The organism is Ferviditalea candida, assembly GCF_035282765.1.
Taxonomy (GTDB): domain Bacteria; phylum Bacillota; class Bacilli; order Paenibacillales; family KCTC-25726; genus Ferviditalea; species Ferviditalea candida.
The window spans coordinates 1-16,218 of record NZ_JAYJLD010000015.1 but is presented as its reverse complement, the minus strand read 5'-3'; the positions used below and the strand labels follow the sequence as shown (position 1 = coordinate 16,218).

Here is a 16,218-nt window from a genome sequence, read left to right as displayed (position 1 = left end):
TGCTATGATTAGGTTCGGAAAACGCGCGAATTGGGGTGAAAGAATGGGCTGGCAGATCGTGATCCCCGTCATTACACTGGTCGTCGGACTGGTCGGAGGATTCTTCATCGGTGTTTACTATTTGCGCAAGCAAATTGAGAACATGCAGAATAATCCCGATATGATTCGGGAAATGGCGAAAAAAATGGGCTACAACATAAACAATCAGCAAATGAACCGGGTTCAGCAAGCGATGAAAAAACAAAAATTCAAATGATCGAACGAACGTTATTCATTCCCCCGAAAAACAATCGGGGGTTTTTGCTGTCGGGCATCGCGAGCCCTTGATAATGCTTTTCATTGAAAATCGGTTTTGATATAATTAGAACCTGCAGGTGCGTGAGCTGTATGAAACACTTGCGGATAGGGGAGGAAATGGAATGTCCGATTTCAAAAACTACACCAACGCCGATGTGGCCGCCAACAGAGAATTGATCGAAGGCCATGTAAAGGAAATTTTGAAATTGATAGGCGAAAATATAGAACGGGAAGGGCTTTTGGATACACCTGCGAGAGTGACCCGGATGTTCGAAGAGATTTTTGCCGGTTACAGCATCGATCCGAAGGATGTTATCGGGGTGACCTTTGATGAAAATCACGAAGAGCTGGTCATTGTAAAAGATATTGTTTACTACAGTCAGTGTGAGCATCATATGGCCCCGTTTTTCGGAAAAATTCATATCGGCTATATTCCGAGCGGGAAAATTGCCGGTTTAAGCAAGTTCGCCAGATTGGTCGATGCGGTGACCCGGCGCCTTCAGGTTCAGGAAAGAATCACATCGGACATTGCCGATATTTTGGAAGAAGTGCTGCAGCCGCATGGCGTTATGGTCGTGGTTGAAGGAGAGCATCTGTGCATGTGCGCCAGAGGCGTAAAGAAATACGGCAGCAAAACAGTCACCTCGGCGGTGCGCGGGAACTTCAAGACGAATTCCGCTCTTCGCTCTGAATTCCTGGCGCTGATTAAGGAATAAAAATCATTCAGACTATGCACTATATGAGGGCAGTTTCGCCTCCCTGGATACCTTGCTCAGGAACTGCATCGTTTGCTGGAGATACTCTTGGGGCTGGAAGCGATAGATTCGCTCATGTCCTCTGTTCGGCAAAAGCCACAGCCGGGATTCCGGGTTTTTCTGATGGGCGATAATATCCTCCGCAAGTGAGTACGGGGCCAAGCGGTCCTTCATTCCGTGAATCATCAGAATAGGCATCGGGAAAGCTGTCGTTTTCACTTTTTCATAAGGGATCTGACTCAAGCTGACGCCGTTCACTAAGGGAAACAGAATCCTAAGCATGTCCAGGGTCGGAAAGTCAGGCAGCTTGAATTCGCGCTTGAGATTAACCATCAGCGTATTCGGTTCCAGCACGAATGTGCTGTCGAGCACCATGCCGGTAATGTCGCGGCTAGATAGAGCGGTCTGCAGAGCAGTGCCGGCTCCCATGGAAAATCCCCAGATAAAAATCTGATCGGCACCTTTTGATTTTGCGAATTCAACGGCTCCCAACAGCTCCTTGGACTCCTTGACGCCCGCGGTGACAACTCTGCCGGGTTGCGCGCCGACATATCCATAGTCAAACATCAGAACATTATAATGGCGTTGATGAAGCGCCTTTGCAATATCATATATCGGAATCCAGAATTCCTCTCTGTTGCCGGCGTAACCGTGGGAAAAAATGACGGTTTTGTCGGAATCGTCCGCAGGAATGAACCATCCGGACAACATGGATTGATGTTGAACAGCTGGGAATGTGATGTTTTCGTAGGGGAGACCGACGGCTTTCAGCGGATCGGAGGTTAAACCCTCTACCGACGGGCGGGCCAAGGTCCATGAAAGATACCCGTAAAATGAAATCAGGAGAACTGGCGGCATGACGAGAAAAGCGAGGAGAGCCAGCAAAACATGTTTTTTTCGGCGGGGTTTAATGTAAGCGCTTTCTAATTCTTGGGGCAAATAGACTTTGGATGTAGTAAGTTCCATAATTTTACCTCCTCATGATGTGCGAGCATAGATGGATGGAGCGGAAAATCCGTTTTGAGGACACACGACAATTTTTGTCTGCGTCATTTCCGAGCTTCCTCCTCTGCCGACGTCAACGCCTCTTACGTAACATTGTACTCCCATACACAGGTTTTTGTAAATTTTTAAGATTCTTTACGGGGCATCGGCGGATAAGGTATACTTTAAGAAACATAGTTTCATTGCATGAAACAAGAGGATGGAGGTTGACCGCCTATGGATGAACAGAAATTAACGGTTCGCGCTGTGGAACGTGCCTTGGACATATTGCTATGCTTTACCGAAAGCACGGAATTGGGATTGACCGAAATCGCGTCCAAGGTATCTTTGCATAAAAGCACCGTTCATCGTTTGCTGGGTTCGCTGGAAGGCAGAGGCTTTATCCTGCGCGATGCCTCTACGGACAAATACAGGCTTGGCTTCCGCATCTGGGAATTGTCCGCAAATCTTTCACAGACGGACGATCCGGCGATTATTCTGCTGCCGGAGATGGAGCGTCTGCGGGATGAGCTGGGGGAGACCATCAGTCTCTATATACGCGACGGCAAAGAACGCATCCGCATCCAGGCGGTGCAAAGCAACCATCCGATCCGCCGGGTGGCGCCGGTGGGCGTCAGGCTGCCTCTGTTTGTAGGGGCATCGAGTAAAATCCTGATGGCTTATTCAGATCCGGAGGTGCAGCAGATGATTCTGGATGATCCGGATTGGCCGGCTTCCATCGACAAGGAGGCATTTTTGCGGCAGCTGGGTGAAATCGGCAAGCGCGAAGTGGCAACCAGCTTCGAAGAGCGGGAACCCGGAGCGGCGGCTCTTGCGGCGCCGATTTTCGACAGGGACAATAAATTGATTGCGGCATTGTCCGTTTCAGGTCCAGCCAACCGCTTGACGATGGAGAAGATGCAGGAATACGCGGATGTGGTGATCGAAAAGGCCAGGAGAATGGGGAAGATGATCAGGTGAAGGCCCGATCTTTGGTTTGTTCATACAAAAGGAGTTGGCTCAAAATGGCTTTTCGGGTTAGCGAAAGCCACCCGAACAGTCTCTCAATGCGTTTCCTGGTCAAATCGATAATATGTAAGGGGAAATATCTCCTGAAGGAGCGGAGCGTTTCCCTTTGAAATCGTGAAATTACCTTGTTGATAACCATTCAAATTTCATGATTTTAAGAGGAACCGGAAGGGTATATTCCCCCGCTAAGACTAAATCGGTTAATTGTCAAAAGGCATTGATAGATTGCTAAAAGGGGCAGCCTTAAGTCATTGGACTTGAGGCTGCCCCTTCATCATTTCTTATTTTTCATTCATGATTTGCCGCAGCACGGTTTGCAGGATGCCTCCGTTGCGGTAATAATCGATTTCCACCATGCTGTCGAGGCGGGCGATCGCTTCGAACTCGAAGGCCGACCCGTCGGTGCGGGTAGCTTTCACCGTTACTTTTTGTCCAGGCTGAATGTCGTTGTCCAGTCCGAGAATATCAAACGTTTCTTGACCCGTAATGCCGAGCTGCTTCCAATCGCTGCCCGGGAGGAACTGCAGCGGAAGTACGCCCATTCCGACCAGATTGCTTCTATGGATGCGTTCGTAGCTTTCGGCAATGACCGCTTTGACACCGAGCAGATAGGTGCCTTTGGCCGCCCAGTCGCGGGAGCTGCCCGTTCCGTATTCTTTGCCGGCAATGACCACCAGCGGCGTGCCCTGCTCCTGATAGTTCATGGACGCGTCGTAAATGGACATCACTTCGCCGGTCGGCAGATAAGTCGTCACGCCGCCTTCCGTGCCCGGAGCCGCCTGGTTGCGGATACGGATGTTAGCGAACGTGCCGCGCATCATGACTTCATGGTTGCCCCGGCGCGATCCGTAGGAGTTGAAGTCTTCGCGCTTGATATTGCGTTCGGACAGATATTTGCCCGCAGGACTGTTCGGCGAGATGTTGCCCGCAGGGGAAATATGGTCGGTCGTGACCGAATCGCCGAGCAGTGCCAACGTTTTGGCGCCGCGGATTTCAACGATATCTCCCGGTTCAGCGCCCAGGCCTTCAAAAAACGGAGGCTCTTGAATATAGGTGGATTGGCTGTCCCACTCGTACAGCTTCCCTTCCGGAATGGAGATTTTGTTCCACTGCTCGTTCTGCGTGAACACGTTTTGGTATTTGGCGCGGAACATTTCCGGACTCATGGCTTCATTCAGCGCTTGCCGCACTTCGGCTGCGGAAGGCCAAATGTCCTTGAGGTAAACCGGCTGATTATCGGCGCCGTAACCGATCGGTTCGGTGGCCATGTCGATGTTGACCGTACCGGCCAAGGCATAGGCGACAACCAACGGCGGGGAAGCCAGATAGTTCATTTTGACTTGGGCATGAATACGGCCTTCGAAGTTGCGGTTGCCGCTCAGTACGGCCGATACCGTCAGATCGTTGTCGGCAATCGCTTTGCTGACTTCATCCGGCAGCGGTCCGCTGTTTCCGATACAGGTGGCGCATCCGTAACCGGCGATATAGAATCCGACCTTCTCCAGATATTCAAGCAGACCGGCTTTTTTCAGATATTCGGTAACGACCAAAGAGCCTGGAGTCAAGCTGCTCTTGACAAAGCCGGGCTTCGTCAAGCCTTTTTCCACGGCTTTCTTGGCCAGAAGACCCGCACCGATCATGACGCTCGGGTTCGAGGTATTCGTACAGCTGGTAATCGCGGCGATCACCACGGAGCCGTTGCCCATTGCGGAGGTTTCGCCGTTCGGGCTGCGAACTTCTACGGATTGCTCCAGCTTTTGATCGTCCAGACCGTATCCGCCCTTGTCAATCGGGGTGCGTACGATGGAGTTGAAGGACGATTTCATGTCCGTCAATTCAATCCGGTCCTGCGGACGTTTGGGTCCTGCCAAACTGGGCACGACAGTGGACAGATCCAGCTCGATTGTATCGGTGAATACGGGATCCGGCGTGCTGTCCGTTCTGAACAGGCCCTGCTCCCGGTAATAAGCTTCGACCAGAGCGACCTGCTCCTCGCTGCGGCCGGTGCCTTTCAAGTAATTCAGGGTTTCCTCGTCTACCGGAAAGAAGCCCATCGTAGCGCCGTATTCCGGAGCCATATTGGCGACCGTTGCACGGTCGGCGAGACTGATGCTGCTCAAACCGGTGCCGTAGAATTCGACGAATTTGCCGACGACGCCTTTTTTGCGGAGCATCTGTGTGACAGTCAGCGCAAGGTCCGTCGCAGTGGCGCCATCAGGGAGAGTTCCCGTCAATTTGAAGCCGATAACCTCAGGAATCAGGAAATACAGCGGTTGTCCGAGCATGCCCGCTTCCGCTTCGATTCCGCCGACACCCCAACCGGCAACGCCGAGACCGTTGATCATGGTCGTGTGGGAATCCGTACCTACCAACGAATCCGGATAAACGAAGGTTTCTCCGCTTACTGTTTTGGTTGCGGCCACGGAGGCGAGATATTCCAGGTTGACCTGGTGAACGATTCCCGTCGCCGGAGGCACCGCACGGAAGTTGTCGAATGCGGTTTGCGCCCAGCGGAGGAACCGGTAGCGTTCTTCATTGCGTTGGAATTCGACGTTCATGTTATATTCCAAAGCGTCCTTGCTGCCGAAAGCGTCAACCATGACGGAATGGTCGATGACCAGATCGACAGGCACTAAAGGATTGATCCGATTCGGATCTTTGCCGAAGTGCTTTGTGGTTGCTCTCATTGCGGCCAAATCGACAACCACGGGAACGCCGGTGAAGTCCTGAAGCACAATGCGTGCGGGAATGAACGGCACTTCTTTGCTGTAATCGTCGCTGGACGCCCAACCGGCCAGCATTTTGACATGATCCTCCGTGATCGCTCTTCCGTCAAATTGGCGAACCGCCGCCTCCAGAAGAACTTTGATGGAGAAAGGAAGCTTGGAGACATTGCCGAGCCCTTGTTCCTCCAACCCCTGCAGACGGTAGTAATGGTAATTTTTTGCGCCGACGGTCAGAGGGGTTTTCACAGAAAAATGGTCCTTTGACATTCACAATTCCTCCTAATCTTTTATGGAAAAAAACAATGCGGAAACAAAATTCAATGAGAAAGGATTAGTGAAAGTTATTTCGTTACGCTGTCTAAACGAAAAAAGAAACAAGCCAGTTGTTTCATGGAGTGAAACATAATTTCAAAAATAGCCAACTTTAGTATACCTTTTTATGAATCCTTCGTAAAGATGTTTTTCCCCCGTCCGCCATCATTTTTTGTGATTTTTTGCATATATATTGAATCATCCTTATATAGCGATTTCGGGGGCCGCGAATTCGGCCAGCCCCTTGTAATAAGAAGTGAATTAGGAGGATTCGGATGAGCCAAAGATGGAAATCGGCGGTCTATCAATATGTTCGTCATCACAATCGGATGGAAGTCGAATATACGATCGAACCGCTGCCGGATTTTGTTGCCGACAAGGCCTATATCCGGATGCAGAACAACCGATTGTCCAGAATTGCCCAAGCCCATAAAGACAGGAAGTTAAGGCCGTCACAATGCCAAACGAGAGTTAAATTCCTGCATCTGACGGAGCGGGGGGATGAAGCTGAAGTCTATCTACAGCTGCACAAGCTGCACAATTACGGCCCCCGGCATGTCGAGCAGAAAATAGAACGTGAAAAATTGAATTTGCGGGAACAGAACGGACGCTGGTTAATTACCGCGGTTTCCGTTGATTTATCCGAAAAGAATGAAGCCTCTCGCTGGGTCCCCGAGGCAAAGACCCCGTCGCCGATTCCCTATGTCTTTCCGGAAGCGGCAGGCCGGACGCAGCCCGGTCCGTATCTGAATCAGCAAATCTTATCGTCCGAGCCGCTGCCGCGTCCGGTCAAATATGATCGTTGGAAAGCGCAGCAGTATGCCGAAGCCCATTGGAACCGTCCCAATCCCGCATTTGTAGACATGGAGGTTGACTGCTCCAACTTTGTATCCCAGTGCCTCTATGCAGGAGGCGCCCCCATGAACTATACTGGTAGGAGGGATAACGGCTGGTGGTACAAGGGGCTGCAGCAGCATCAGGAATTATGGAGCTACAGCTGGTCGGTCGCCCAATCTCTGCAGGCCTATCTCAGCTCTAGCAAAGCCGGACTCAGGGCCCAAGCGGTCGAATCCCCGTATCAATTGGCCATCGGCGATGTCATTACATACGACTGGGACGGAGATTCCAGGTACCAGCATTCCGTCATCGTCACCGCCCATGCGCCGGACGGAGCGCCGCTCGTCAATGCCCGCACGACCGACAGCAGGCATCGTTACTGGGAGTACAAGGATTCATACGCGTGGACCGAAAGAACAAAATACAAGTTTTTTCACATATCGGATTACTTTTGAACAGGCTCCACAATTATCTAGGATGCCATAATATAGAATACCTATTCAATTCGGAGGTTCTGATGAGTAAGCAAATACGAGTTGGCGTAATTTATGGAGGGAAATCGGGGGAGCATGAGGTTTCCCTGCAAACAGCGCTTGCTGTGATCAATGCAATGGATCATTCGAAATATGAGATTATTCCGGTGTACATTACGAAAAACGGAGAATGGCGAATCGGAAAGCAGCTTGCGGGGCAGGTGAAATCGAAGGATGAGCTCGCGTTTCAAGGCGAAAACCGGTTGACAGCGCATGCGCTGGGACCGATCTTCAACAGGGATGAACCGTCCGTGCAGATCAGCTCGGCTCAAAGCCAAGGTGCGTCGCCGACTGCTCCGGTCGATGTGGTTTTTCCGCTGCTGCACGGCACATTTGGCGAAGACGGCACAATCCAGGGGCTGCTGGAAATGGCGGACATCCCTTATGTCGGTGCCGGCGTATTGGCCTCAGCCGTCGGCATGGATAAAGTGATGATGAAAAAAATATATGCACAGGAAGGTCTCCCGCAGTGTTTATATCGCCATTTTACACGTCATCAATGGGAGAAGGACCGGGAATTTGCGATAACTGAAATCGAAGTGACGCTGGGTTATCCTTGCTTCGTCAAGCCGGCAAATTTGGGCTCTAGCGTAGGTATCACGAAAGCAAAAAAACGCGAAGAGCTGATTGAGGCAGTCGATCTGGCATTCCGTTTTGACCGGAAGGTGATCGTGGAGGAGGCGATTGACGCCAGAGAAATCGAGGTCAGCGTGCTCGGCAATGAAGAACCGCGCGCATCGCTGCCGGGCGAGATTGTTCCTTCCAATGAATTTTACGATTATAAAGCGAAATACATCGACGGCAAGTCCTCGATGATCATTCCCGCCGAGCTGCCGCCGGAGCAGATTGAGGAGCTTCGGGAGCTTGCCATCCGGGCATTTAAGGCAATCGACGGCTCCGGCCTGTCAAGGGTCGATTTCTTCGTTGGCCGCAATGACGGGAGGATCATGATCAACGAGATCAACACGATGCCCGGGTTCACCCCTTACAGCATGTACCCGCTGCTGTGGAAGGAGTCCGGGGTATCCTACGGAGAGCTGTTGGACGAACTGATTCGTTTGGCGGTCCAAAGGCACGAAGAAAAACGGAAAATCCGGTATGAATTTGATTCGGAACAGGAATAAGGGGTATGATATATAAAAACTTATAAACTCTTAGGTGTTAAATAAAGGACAGACTCATAGGAATTTTCCGTAAAGCGGGGGATATTCATGGGATTTCAGACCGAATTCAATTCAGTCTGCAAGTTTAAAAACGAGCATGAGCTGTACGATTTGCTGGAATACGGAAAGACAGCCATGCTGAAAAGCGGCTTCCGCGTTTTCCCGACCGGTCAGAAGGTGATCGCTTACACGCCGGATAACCGGGCAATCGCGATCGTCAAAATTACCGCTTCGATTGCCGAAATCAATTTTCAGGGAGAAGAAGTCACAAAGGTGGAAATGGATCTTATCCGCAAGCTCACCGAGGAAGAGGCGAGAATCCAGACCGCTTTGGCGGAGGAGATGTTCTTCGGGGAAGCTTCGTCCTGATCAAGGGCGAATCAATATCCATTCTTCAGCAATAGCGTGTCCGCGGGGACTGTCCCTTGTATTTGGGGGCGGTCTTTTCATCTTTTTGCCTGTTAGGGAAATCCTAATGAACAGATTCCGCTTGCCAAAAAAACCCGACGCCGTTCGGATTAAGGAAGGGGCTATATGGATGATTGTTCGTTTCGGATATGCGGCCATGTCGTCTATTGTGAAGAATGCTTCCCCGTCAAAGACGATGACCGCTGCCCAGTTTGTAAAAATTGCCGATAAAGAAGCGGCTGTACGGAAGCTGGAGCGGATTGCCGCGGAAAATCTGCGAAATACGCTGCGGTTGCTTTATCATAATCGGGCTCATGATATCCGGCTTTATCGTTTCTCTTCGCGGTTGATTCCGCTATACGGCCATGAGATGCTCAACGGTTGGGACCCGATCGGCGCCCTTAAAGACCTGTTTGCGGAGATCGGCGGGTATGCCGCCGAGCACGGCATGAGGGTCGGCTTCCATCCGGAGCATTATACCGTTCTCAGTACCCCCAGGGAGGATGTTTTTCAAAGCTCTGTCAAGGATCTGCAGCGCCATGTCGGGATGCTGGAAGCCATGGGCCTGAATGAATCCGCAAAATGCAATATTCATATCGGGGGCTCGTACGGGAACAAGGAAAAAGCGATGGACAGATTTTTGCGGCAGTGTCGGCAGCTGCCCAAAGCCGTTCGGGACAGATTGACGCTGGAGAACGACGACAAGACCTTCGATGCGGCGGAAACGCTGTCGGCCTGCAAGCAGCTTGGTCTGCCGATGGTGCTGGACATCCATCATCACAAGGTAAACCGCGGCGGCAAGGAGCTTTGCGACTTATGGCCGGAAATTCAGCAAACCTGGGATGGCGAGGGGGAGCTGCCTCCGAAGATTCACGCATCCAGTCCCAAGAGCGACAAAGATCCCAGAGGCCACGCCGACTATGTCAATGCGCAGGAACTGCTGCGTTTTTTGCGGGAGATAGCCGCGTGCACGCCGCGCTTAGACGTGATGCTTGAAGCCAAAATGAAGGATCAGGCGCTGTTCCGCTTGATGGACGCCTGGAAGGCCGAAACGGGCGTCGAGGTGCTGGATCAGGGTTCGATCGCCGTGAGCTAATTTCATCGCGAGCCCTAAATGAATTTTTTCTTAATTCTATCCGCACTCCATTAAGCATTTGGGCAAAACATGGTAGAATAAGCAGAATAAGAAAATGCAGCGGTTCGATTGAATCGATTGGCTGACGAAGGGGATGGAAAAACGGTGGTTCAACAATCTGAGATTCCTTATGTGATAGGAAATAAAAGCTTTACTGCTGTTGCGATAAATACGGCGGCTAAAGCCGGCGAATGGATTAAAAGCAAGCTCGGGGAATTCAACAGTCTGAATCGGAAAAGCTCGCATCGCGATCTGGTTACCGAGATTGACAAAGGCGCCGAGGCAATGATCCGCAATTTGCTGCATACTTACTTTCCGGAGCATTCGTTTTTAGGGGAGGAAAGTGTCGGGCAGGAGAGCGAATCCTTCGAAAAGGCGATTAGGGGTGCAATGGAAGCGGAGTACATGTGGATTGTCGATCCGATTGACGGAACCACCAATTTCGTGCACGGCTTTCCGTTTTATTCGGTATCCATTGCGCTTGCGCATAAGGGGGAAGTAATCGTCGGCGTGGTCTACGATCCTTCGCGCGATGAGATCTTCGTTGCGGAGAAGGGCAAAGGGGCGTATGTCGGGGGACAAAAAATGAGGGTTTCCGCGGAAAGCAAACTGACGGAGAGCTTGATCGCCACCGGTTTTCCGGTCTCCCGGCAAGAGGCCTACGATGTGAATATGAAAGGGATCGGGGCGTTGGCCTCGAGGGTGAGGAATATCCGCACGACCGGCTCGGCGGCGCTGCATATGGCGTATGTTGCCGCAGGCCGCTTGAGCGGCTTTTGGGAGGTAGGCCTCAACCCTTGGGATTTGGCTGCCGGAGTGCTGCTGGTCACGGAGTCGGGCGGCAGGGTGACGGATATGAACGGAGAGCCGTATTCGTTGAAGCTCCGGAATGTCCTGGCATCCAACGGGGCCATTCATGATGAATTTCAGAGAGTGCTGGAGGATGAGGGGGCGGTGCTGTAACCGCCGCCGTCTCAGACATGTATGGAAATCGACGATTTTCCCGTTGTCCGCGCCGGCGGAATTGGTGTATAATCATTCTAACCTAAACGTTAACCACATAGCATAAATATAGGTTGACAATTCGCGCCGGGGTGATCCAATGGGAAACGAAAGGCTTGTTCTTGAACGATGGCTATAAAAGGATGGTTCGTCACGGGAACTGATACGGGGGTAGGAAAAACACAGATTGCTTCAGGACTGGCGGCGCTCGCCGGAAACAAGCTGGGGACCCCGGTCGGCCTGTGGAAGCCGGTGCAAAGCGGGGTGTCTCCCGGTTCGCCGGAGGCCGACAGCTTCCGGCTGAAAATGGGCAGCGGCTTGCCGCTAGACGAAACGGAGCTCGTGACGGTGTCGCTGCCTGAACCGCTGGCCCCATGGATGGCCGCGCGGAGAAGCGGAGTGGAGCTGGACTTTGCGGCGCTTGTGGAGGAGGGGCGCAGGAGACTGGCCAAGGATCCGTTTTTGATCGTGGAAGGAGCCGGCGGAATTACGGTACCGATTACCTCGCGGGAACTGATGGCGGATCTGGCGCTGCAGCTGGAGCTTCCGCTTGTCATTGTCGCCCGGCCGGGTTTGGGAACGGTCAATCATACGCTGCTGACCGTGTCCTATGCGCGATCCAGAGGATTGGAGATTTTCGGGGTCATTCTGAACGGCTGCCGCAATACGGACGATCCTTCCGTAAGAGAGAACTCCATGATGATCGAGCATTTTGGCGGCGTGCGTGTAATCGGCATTTTGCCGTGGTTCAAACATCCGACAGATGCGAACGATCGGTGGGATGACTGGAGAACGCAGTGGGTTGAACGGATGGAACGGAATTTGGATTTGTCCGATTGGTTGTAAGAGGACTTATTTTTATCAATTATAAGGGATACATTGGAGGAATGAAGATGCTTGAATTGAAATCCGGTTGGCGGGAATTGGCGGAAAAATCGCTTCGCGGGGAGCTTCTGACGATGGAGGAAGGTTTGTCGGTGCTGGAGTCGGACGATGATGAGCTGCTGGCCGTCATGCACGCGGCATTCAAAGTCCGGAAGCATTACTTCGGAAAAAAGGTCAAGCTGAATCTGATCATTAACGCCAAGAGCGGTCTCTGCCCCGAGGATTGCGGATATTGCTCGCAATCGATCGTATCCGACGCGCCGATCAGCAAATATCCGCTTCTGGAAAAGGATGTGCTGCTTGAAGGAGCCAGACAGGCGCTGGATATGAAAGTGGGAACCTACTGCATCGTCGCCAGCGGCCGCGGACCGACCGACCGTGAATTGGATCAGGTGATCGAAGCGGTTAAGGAAATCAAATCGAACATGCCGCTAAAAATATGCGCCTGCCTCGGCATATTGAAGGAGGAGCAGGCCGCCAGGCTGAAGGAAGCGGGAGTTGACCGCTACAATCACAATTTGAACACCAGCGCGTCCCATTTTGAACAAATCACGACGACACATACCTATGACGACCGTGTCCAAACCGTGGAAAAGGTCAAAGCCTCCGGCATGTCTCCCTGCTCCGGCTGCATCGTCGGGATGGGCGAATCCAACCGGGAAATCGTGGAGATTGCTTATGCGCTGAGAGAGTTGGACGCAGATTCGATTCCCGTCAATTTTCTGAATTCCATTCCCGGCACGCCTTTGGAAAATCAACATGAACTGAATCCCCGCAAGGCGTTGAAGGTGCTTGCCCTGATGCGGTTCATCTGTCCGACCAAGGAAATCCGCATCGCCGGCGGCCGCGAGGTGAATTTGCGTACGCTGCAGCCGATGGGCTTGTATGCGGCCAATTCGATTTTTGTCGGCGACTATCTGACCACCAAAGGGCAGGAAGCGACGGAGGATCATCGCATGATCGAAGACCTCGGCTTTGAAATCGAGCTGTGCGCGCTGTAGGGCGAAGCTGACAGTTACAGAAAATAGATCCGGAATGAAGGTGAAACGATGACGACATCTGACCGCTGGCAGTGGATGCGCGATGAACTGGAGCAGTTGAAGCGGAAAGCGCAGTACCGGACATTGCATGCAACGGCAATGGCAGGGGAAGGCTGGATCGTCAAGAACGGGCGAAGCATGCTGAATTTGGCTTCCAACGATTATTTGGGATTGGGGCAAGCTCCCTATGAGCGGCCGTCCGGCCCGGATGCTGAGAACGATCTGCCCGTTTCTACTTCAGATTCCTCCTGTGCCGCCGATATTCTCCATCCTTCCGGCCTTCGTGCGGGGTCCGGGGCTTCCCGGCTGATTACCGGGCATGATCCCGTATACGCTTTGTTTGAACAGGAGTTTGCCGCGTTTAAAGGAACTGAAGGCTGCCTGGTGTTCGGAAGCGGCTATATGGCCAATATCGGCATCATCTCTTCGATCCTGCAGCGGGGAGACGAGGTGTTCAGCGACCGGCTGAACCACGCCAGCATTGTGGACGGGATCATTCTCAGCCGGGCCGAGATTCACCGTTACCGGCATAAAGATCTGGATCATCTGGAATCGTTGCTGAAAAAGTCCGAGCCCGGGAAAAAGAAGCTGATCGTTACCGACGCCGTCTTCAGCATGGACGGAGATCTCGCGCCGTTGGCGGAGCTTGTGGAGCTGAAGGAACGGTACGGGGCCATGCTGATGGTGGATGAAGCGCACAGCGGAGGCGTCTACGGGCAGCTCGGCGAAGGGCTGGTTCATGCGCTGGGATTGGGCGTCCGGGTCGACATTCAGATGGGCACGTTCAGCAAAGCTTATGGCGTATACGGAGCCTATGCGGCTGGAGATTCGATCCTGATCGAATATTTGATTAATAAGGCAAGGAGCTTTATCTTTACGACCGCGCTTCCTCCGATGGTGGTGCAGGCTGTTCACGATCACTGGCAGCGGTCTGTGCGCGAGGGCTGGAGGCGGGAGCAGCTGCATGAGAAATCGGCTTGGTTTCGCGAGCGGCTGAAAGCTCTGGGCTTCGATACGGGATTAAGCGAGAGCCAGATCATCCCGCTGATGATCGGCGGCAACCGGGAGGCGGTCGCCTTCGCGGAGAAGCTGCAGGAAGCGGGCATCGCTGCTGTCGCGATTCGTCCCCCGACCGTTCCCGAGGGGGAGGCCAGGATCCGTTTTTCGCTGATGGCTACCCATACGTATTCCGATCTTGAGCAAGCGCTTGGAACGATTGAAGCCATCGGAAAGGATCTGTCCATTGTATGAACGCAAGGATCTTGTGGATTCACGGTTGGGGAATGTCCTCCGGGATATTTGCGCATGCGGTGCGGCGTTTGGAGGGCTTTGAGCATCATTTCGTCAGTTTTGCGGACTGCGCGAAGCCTGAACAATTATTGCCGGCAGTTCTCGGCAAATTGCGCGAGCGCTCCGGCCCATGGACGGTGATCGGCTGGTCGATGGGCGCCATGCTGGCGCTGGAGTCGCTGTTTGCGGCAGCCGTTGACGTGCATCCGGAATGCGGAAATGCAGAGACTCGGAAAAACTCCGAAGTTCAGATAGACAGCTTGATTGTGATTGCCGGGACGCTGGGCTTTGCAAGCGCGGACCGGATGAAGGGCTGGCCGCCGCGCGTCTTGGAACGGATGAAGAAGCAGCTTGCAGGGGAGCGGCCTGAAGCCGTATTGGAAGCATTCAAACGCTCGATGTTCAGTCCGGAAGAAATTGCGAGTCAGCCGGACCGGATTGAAACGGCGGCCGCTTGTCCCGCAGATTTCGGGTCCGAGGGGCTGCAGGCCGGGCTGGATTATTTGTTGCGCACTGATCTTGCCTCGCGGTGGGACCATTGGTTCAAGCGGGACGCCGTTTGGCCCGGGCGCCTGCGGTGGATTCACGGCGAGCAGGACGCGATTTGTCCGGTGGGCGCGGTACCGGAGCTTCCGGATCGGAATCGGATCATCTTTCCGGGAACGGGGCATGCCCCGTTTTTGACGCGGGAGGCCGAATTTATTCATTACATCAAGGAGTTTTTGCAATGAAGGAGATTACGACCGTTCAATCCTCGGAGGAGCAGTTGCATCAACCCTTCCTGGAAGCCAAGTTGAATAAAGAGCTGGTGCGCAAGCATTTTGACCGGCATGCCCGGGAATATGATCAATACGCCGAAGTGCAGCGGGACATGGGACAGAAGCTGCTTGAAGCGGTGGATTTGCAGCACGGCCGGCGAAGATTCCGCAAAGTGCTGGAGATCGGATGCGGAACCGGCCATTTGACACGCATAATGTCCACGCAGTTTCCCCGGCCGGACGCTTATACGGCGATCGATCTTTCTCCGGAGATGATCGAGGTCGCAAAGTCCAAGCTCGGCGAACGCGCCCGGGAAATGACGTTCATTGCCGGAGATGCGGAAGCGCTGTCGGCCGAAATTGCGGCGGCGCATCCGGGCGCATACGATCTGATTATCTCTAATGCGACCTTCCAATGGTTCAACAATCCGATTCAGACGATCCGGACCTATTTGAAATGCCTGCAGCCCGGCGGGATTCTCGCGTTTGCCACCTTCGGCCCGGATACTTTCTTCGAGCTGCATGACTCCTTTGCCTTCGCGGAAAGCACGCTGGGGTTGAAGCCGCAGTATCACGGACAGCCTTATCCCGGCAGCGAACTATGGCGGCAGGTTGATTCCGATGAAACGGTAACGATCCAGCAGTGGGACGAAGAATACCTGCAGGTGACCTATCCCAATGTTCGGGATTTCCTGTACCAGATCAAGCGCATCGGCGCCGGCAACGCGATGGACAGCCGGGAGGAGCCCGGCATCCGCACCGGCAAGGAGCTGTTTAGACGGATGGAAAAAAGGTATGCCGAGCGGCATGCCGCTTCTAACGGAGGAATTCAAGCGACATATCATATCTTGACGGCAATAATCGCGAAGACGGATTAGTTGTTAATAGATCAGCATATCAAAGAACTGTCCGGTGAATTTTCCGGACTTTTTTTATGGGGAATTTGCAAAATATGTCAAAAAAACTCGAAAAAAAGATTGCTTATGGAAATCAGACCACATATAATCTAGTTAATAGGTCGAATTTACCATTTTATTCATATTTTTCTCAATTTGTCATCATTC

Annotated in this window: 15 protein-coding genes; 13 read left to right on the top strand and 2 right to left on the bottom strand. The window is 52.7% G+C overall.

Going from position 1 to position 16,218, the window contains the following annotated elements:
• Nucleotides 1–43 precede the first annotated feature (43 nt).
• Complete coding sequence (locus VF724_RS11405) at nucleotides 44–256, top strand: YneF family protein (RefSeq protein WP_371754373.1); 213 nt, start codon at nucleotides 44–46, stop codon at nucleotides 254–256.
• 163 nt (nucleotides 257–419) lie between these two features.
• Nucleotides 420–1,013, top strand: coding sequence for a GTP cyclohydrolase I FolE (gene folE / locus VF724_RS11400; protein WP_371754372.1), 594 nt, complete (start codon nucleotides 420–422; stop codon nucleotides 1,011–1,013).
• A gap of 12 nt (nucleotides 1,014–1,025) precedes the next feature.
• Here the strand turns inward: folE and VF724_RS11395 are convergent, their stop codons facing one another.
• Complete coding sequence (locus tag VF724_RS11395) at nucleotides 1,026–2,018, bottom strand: alpha/beta hydrolase (RefSeq protein WP_371754371.1); 993 nt, start codon at nucleotides 2,016–2,018, stop codon at nucleotides 1,026–1,028.
• 255 nt (nucleotides 2,019–2,273) lie between these two features.
• Here VF724_RS11395 and VF724_RS11390 point away from each other — a divergent pair, with 255 nt between their 5' ends.
• On the top strand, nucleotides 2,274–3,017 hold the full coding sequence (locus VF724_RS11390; protein ID WP_371754370.1) for an IclR family transcriptional regulator: 744 nt from the start codon (nucleotides 2,274–2,276) through the stop codon (nucleotides 3,015–3,017).
• 329 nt (nucleotides 3,018–3,346) lie between these two features.
• Here the strand turns inward: VF724_RS11390 and acnA are convergent, their stop codons facing one another.
• Nucleotides 3,347–6,058 carry an aconitate hydratase AcnA gene (gene acnA, locus VF724_RS11385; RefSeq protein ID WP_371754369.1) on the bottom strand — a complete coding sequence of 904 codons (2,712 nt, stop codon included), beginning with the start codon at nucleotides 6,056–6,058 and terminating at the stop codon, nucleotides 3,347–3,349.
• Nucleotides 6,059–6,378: 320 nt separating this feature from the next.
• On the opposite strand from acnA, the gene VF724_RS11380 reads away from it, so the two are divergent.
• From VF724_RS11380 to bioC, 10 genes are all read left to right on the top strand, one after another.
• Nucleotides 6,379–7,395, top strand: a complete 1,017-nt coding sequence (locus VF724_RS11380) for an amidase domain-containing protein (protein ID WP_371754368.1) — start codon at nucleotides 6,379–6,381, stop codon at nucleotides 7,393–7,395.
• 62 nt (nucleotides 7,396–7,457) lie between these two features.
• Nucleotides 7,458–8,597, top strand: coding sequence for a D-alanine--D-alanine ligase (locus tag VF724_RS11375; protein ID WP_371754367.1), 1,140 nt, complete (start codon nucleotides 7,458–7,460; stop codon nucleotides 8,595–8,597).
• 87 nt (nucleotides 8,598–8,684) lie between these two features.
• On the top strand, nucleotides 8,685–9,005 hold the full coding sequence (locus tag VF724_RS11370; protein WP_371754366.1) for a hypothetical protein: 321 nt from the start codon (nucleotides 8,685–8,687) through the stop codon (nucleotides 9,003–9,005).
• Between the two features lie 169 nt (nucleotides 9,006–9,174).
• Nucleotides 9,175–10,140, top strand: a complete 966-nt coding sequence (gene uvsE / locus VF724_RS11365; protein WP_371754365.1) for a UV DNA damage repair endonuclease UvsE — start codon at nucleotides 9,175–9,177, stop codon at nucleotides 10,138–10,140.
• 144 nt (nucleotides 10,141–10,284) lie between these two features.
• Nucleotides 10,285–11,142: an inositol monophosphatase family protein gene (locus VF724_RS11360; protein WP_371754364.1), complete on the top strand. Its 858-nt coding sequence runs from the start codon at nucleotides 10,285–10,287 to the stop codon at nucleotides 11,140–11,142.
• 168 nt (nucleotides 11,143–11,310) lie between these two features.
• Nucleotides 11,311–12,027, top strand: coding sequence for a dethiobiotin synthase (gene bioD / locus VF724_RS11355; protein WP_371754363.1), 717 nt, complete (start codon nucleotides 11,311–11,313; stop codon nucleotides 12,025–12,027).
• Between the two features lie 47 nt (nucleotides 12,028–12,074).
• On the top strand, nucleotides 12,075–13,067 hold the full coding sequence (gene bioB, locus VF724_RS11350; RefSeq protein ID WP_371754362.1) for a biotin synthase BioB: 993 nt from the start codon (nucleotides 12,075–12,077) through the stop codon (nucleotides 13,065–13,067).
• 48 nt (nucleotides 13,068–13,115) lie between these two features.
• Nucleotides 13,116–14,357 (top strand): 8-amino-7-oxononanoate synthase, encoded by a 1,242-nt coding sequence (gene bioF, locus VF724_RS11345; protein ID WP_371754361.1) that lies wholly within the window; start codon nucleotides 13,116–13,118, stop codon nucleotides 14,355–14,357.
• Nucleotides 14,354–15,127: an alpha/beta fold hydrolase gene (locus VF724_RS11340; RefSeq protein ID WP_371754360.1), complete on the top strand. Its 774-nt coding sequence runs from the start codon at nucleotides 14,354–14,356 to the stop codon at nucleotides 15,125–15,127. The genes bioF and VF724_RS11340 overlap by 4 nt, the downstream gene beginning before the upstream one ends.
• Nucleotides 15,124–16,032 (top strand): malonyl-ACP O-methyltransferase BioC, encoded by a 909-nt coding sequence (gene bioC / locus VF724_RS11335; protein WP_371754359.1) that lies wholly within the window; start codon nucleotides 15,124–15,126, stop codon nucleotides 16,030–16,032. The genes VF724_RS11340 and bioC overlap by 4 nt, the downstream gene beginning before the upstream one ends.
• Nucleotides 16,033–16,218 lie beyond the last annotated feature (186 nt).